The 3,191-nt window shown below is 71.8% G+C and carries 3 protein-coding genes; 1 reads left to right on the top strand and 2 read right to left on the bottom strand.

The features are described 5' to 3' along the window. The coding region (locus A9X03_RS19950; protein WP_197696115.1) for an ABC transporter permease at nucleotides 1-699 on the bottom strand (699 nt) is incomplete at its 3' end. Continuing rightward, on the bottom strand, nucleotides 699-1,394 hold the full coding sequence (locus tag A9X03_RS19945; RefSeq protein ID WP_067754360.1) for an ABC transporter ATP-binding protein: 696 nt from the start codon (nucleotides 1,392-1,394) through the stop codon (nucleotides 699-701). The genes A9X03_RS19945 and A9X03_RS19950, both read right to left, overlap by 1 nt. 79 nt (nucleotides 1,395-1,473) lie before the next feature. Here A9X03_RS19945 and A9X03_RS19940 point away from each other — a divergent pair. Beyond that, on the top strand, nucleotides 1,474-3,191 hold a 1,718-nt coding region (locus tag A9X03_RS19940), incomplete at its 3' end, for a thiamine pyrophosphate-binding protein (protein ID WP_068262600.1).

Below are 3,191 nucleotides of genomic sequence, written 5' to 3'. Positions count from 1 at the left end.
GCTCGGGGCGGCGACCAGGGCGCGACCGTTCACCGCCGCGGTGACCGCGGCGCGCACGGCGGCCACATCGGCGCCCGGCCTGGTGGCGATCAGTATCGAGTCGAGCTGACCGGGGCGGCCGCTGACGCTCTGCGCCAGGGCGAGCGGTGCGAGGACGTAATGCCCGCCGTTGAGATCGGCGAACTGCTTGCCCGCGAGCACCTCGCTGACCCTGACCGAGCCCGAACCCAGTTGCAGCGTCTGGCCTTTCGTGTAGCCGACCCGTGGCCCGACCTGGACCCCGTCGGGCGCCGAGGACAGCGCCTGCACCGGTCGTGCGACCGCGTCCTTCAGGGCACCGCCCAGCGCGGCGGTGCTCGCATCCGCGCCGAGCAGCAGCACCGGACCGGTCGGCGTGGTCGCGGAGGTCCGGATCATCGGCGCCGCCGTGGCGACTCCGGGCACCGCGGCCACGTCGGCCAGTATCGTGTCGGGAAACCCGGCGTCGGTGCTGCCCGAGACCTCGAGTGCGGCCACACCGGCGATCCCGTCGGCCAGCCGGTTGACCGATCCGGTGATCGATCCGAAGATGCCGAAGATCGCGACCAGATAGGTTGCGGACACGGCCATTACGGCGACCGACGCGAACGTGCGGCGGCGATGCACGGCGAGTTCACGCAGGCTGAATACCCGCAGTCGGCTCGCGACCGCCGTGATCATCACGCGGGGACCGCCGGCACGTCGGACCCGACCCGTCCGTCCTGCAGCGTGATCACCCGATCGGTCGCCGCCGCGGCGTCGGCGTTGTGGGTCACCATCACCACCAGCCGCCCTTGGCCGTCCTCGTGTGCCACCTCGGCGAGCAGCTCCAGGATTGCGGCGCCCGTCGTCGAGTCGAGGTTGCCGGTGGGCTCGTCGGCGAGGATCAGCGGCGGATCCATCATCAACGCCCGCGCCACCGCGACCCGCTGCATCTGGCCGCCGGACAGTTCCGCCGGCCGGTGCTCGATGCGGTTGCCCAACCCGACGCGGTCGAGCAACCGGATCGCCTGGGGCTTCGCCCTGCCCAGCCGGACACCGTCGAGCAGCTTGGGCACCGCGACGTTCTCCCAGGCCGACAGCGTCGGCAACAGGTTGAAGAACTGAAAGATGAAACCGACCCGGTGGTGGCGGAATCGCGACTGCTGTTCGTCGCCCAGGCGGCCGATCTCCTCGCCGTCGAACGTGATCGAGCCCGAATCCGGGGAGTCGAGCGCGCCGAGCAGATGCAACAAGGTGCTCTTACCGGCGCCGGAGGGCCCGACCACCGACACGAACTCGCCCCCCGCGAGGCGCAGGCTGATCCCGTCGATCGCCCGCACCGCTTGACCGCCGACCCGGTACTCGCGCACCACGTCACGCAGCTCGATGGTCATCTAGGCACCACGATCGCCGCCCGCAGACGGTTCACGCGCCGGGGTGAACCGATCAAGAACCCGGTTCGTGTCTGAAGACATGTTCGGCAACTACCGGGTGGTCGATCACGTCGTCGGCCAACTGGCGGCGCTCGGGGTGGACCACATCTTCGGTGTCGACGGCGCCAACATCGAGGACCTCTACGACGCCGCGCACTACCGGCCCGAGGTGACCGCGGTGCTGGCCAAGCACGAGTTCTCGGCGGCCACCATGGCCGACGGGTACAGCCGCAGCGGCGCCGGCCTCGGCGTGGTGGCGTCGACGTCCGGTGGGGGAGCGCTGAACCTCGTCGCCGGCCTGGGCGAGTCGTTCGCCAGCCGGGTTCCCGTGCTGGCCCTGGTCGGCCAGGCCCCCACCACGATGGACGGCCGGGGCAGCTTCCAGGACACCAGCGGGCGCAACGGCGCCCTGGATGCCCAGGCGCTGTTCTCGGCGGTGTCGGTGTCGTGCGAGCGGGTGCTCGCGCCGGCCGATATCGTGTCGGCGCTGCCCCGGGCGGTCTCCGCCGCGCGCACCGGCGGCCCCGCGGTGTTGTTGCTGCCCAAGGACATCCAGCAGGCCCACGTGTCCGTCGAGGATGGCGCCGAGCGTCCGGCCGACCTCGGCGCGCCGATCGGCAACCCGCAGGTCATCGCCGCGGAACTGCGCCGGGCCACCGGTCAGGTCACGATCATCGCCGGCGAGCAGGTGGCCCGCGACGACGCCCGGGCCGAGCTCGAGCACCTGCGCGCGCTGCTGCGCGCCCGGGTGGCCACCGTCCCCGACGCCAAGGACGTGGCCGGCACGCCGGGATTCGGGTCGTCGTCGGCGCTCGGGGTGACCGGCGTGATGGGCCACCCCAGCGTGGCCGATGCCGTGGCCGCCAGTTCCGTGTGCCTGATCGTCGGCACCCGGCTGACGGTCACCGCGCGCGGCGGCCTGGACGACGCCCTGGCCGGCGTGCGAACCCTGTCGATCGGGTCGGCGCGGCCCCATCCGCGCTGCACCCACGTGCACACCGACGACCTGCGCGGCTCGCTGCGCCTGCTGACCCAGGCGCTACGCGGTCACGGCCGCCCGAACGGCCTGCGCGTGCCGGACGTGGTGCGGCGCACCGAGCTGACGCCGCCGGCCTGCCCCGGCCCGGGCGTGCGTTACCGCGACGCCATGGCGGTGCTGGACCGGACCCTGCCCGACGCGGTCGACATCGTGGTCGACGCCGGCAACACCGGTGCCGCCGCCATCCACTACCTCCCGGCGCGGCGCGGCGGCAGGTTCGTGGCCGCGCTGGGCATGGGCGGCATGGGTTACAGCTTCGGGGCCGGGATCGGGATGGCGTTCGGCCGTGCGAACGGCGGTCGGGCCGGCGGACGCACCGTGGTGATCGCGGGCGACGGCGCGTTCTTCATGCACGGCCTGGAGGTGCACACGGCGGTGCAATACCAGCTTCCCGTGACGTTCGTCCTGTTCAACAACAACGCCCACGCCATGTGCGTGACCCGCGAGCAGCTGTTCTACGGCGACCGCTACAGCTACAACCGTTTCCGGCCGAGCGCGCTGGGAAGCGGCCTGGCGGCCATGTTTCCCGGGCTGACATCGGTAGATGTCAGCGAACCCGCACAATTCGCCGCGGCGATTCGGGTGGCGCTGGAAGTTGCGGGCCCGGCTGTGGTCAGCGTCGAGTGCACCGCCGACGAAATGCCGCCGTTCGCACCATTTCTCGCCGCGCTGCCCAGCAACGCGGTTGTTGCAGAACAGGTTTCGACCGTAAAGGAGAA

Origin of the sequence: Mycobacterium sp. E1715 (genome assembly GCF_001667625.1) — a bacterium.
In the GTDB taxonomy this organism is placed as follows: Bacteria; Actinomycetota; Actinomycetes; order Mycobacteriales; family Mycobacteriaceae; genus Mycobacterium.
Note: the sequence above shows the minus strand (reverse complement) of the source record. Positions and strands in the feature narration are given on the sequence as shown.

What these genes read in the sequence shown, in the direction of transcription:
- A9X03_RS19945 (WP_067754360.1), bottom strand. Translation starts at nt 1,394, where the DNA reads ATGACCATCGAGCTGCGTGACGTGGTGCGCGAGTACCGGGTCGGCGGT.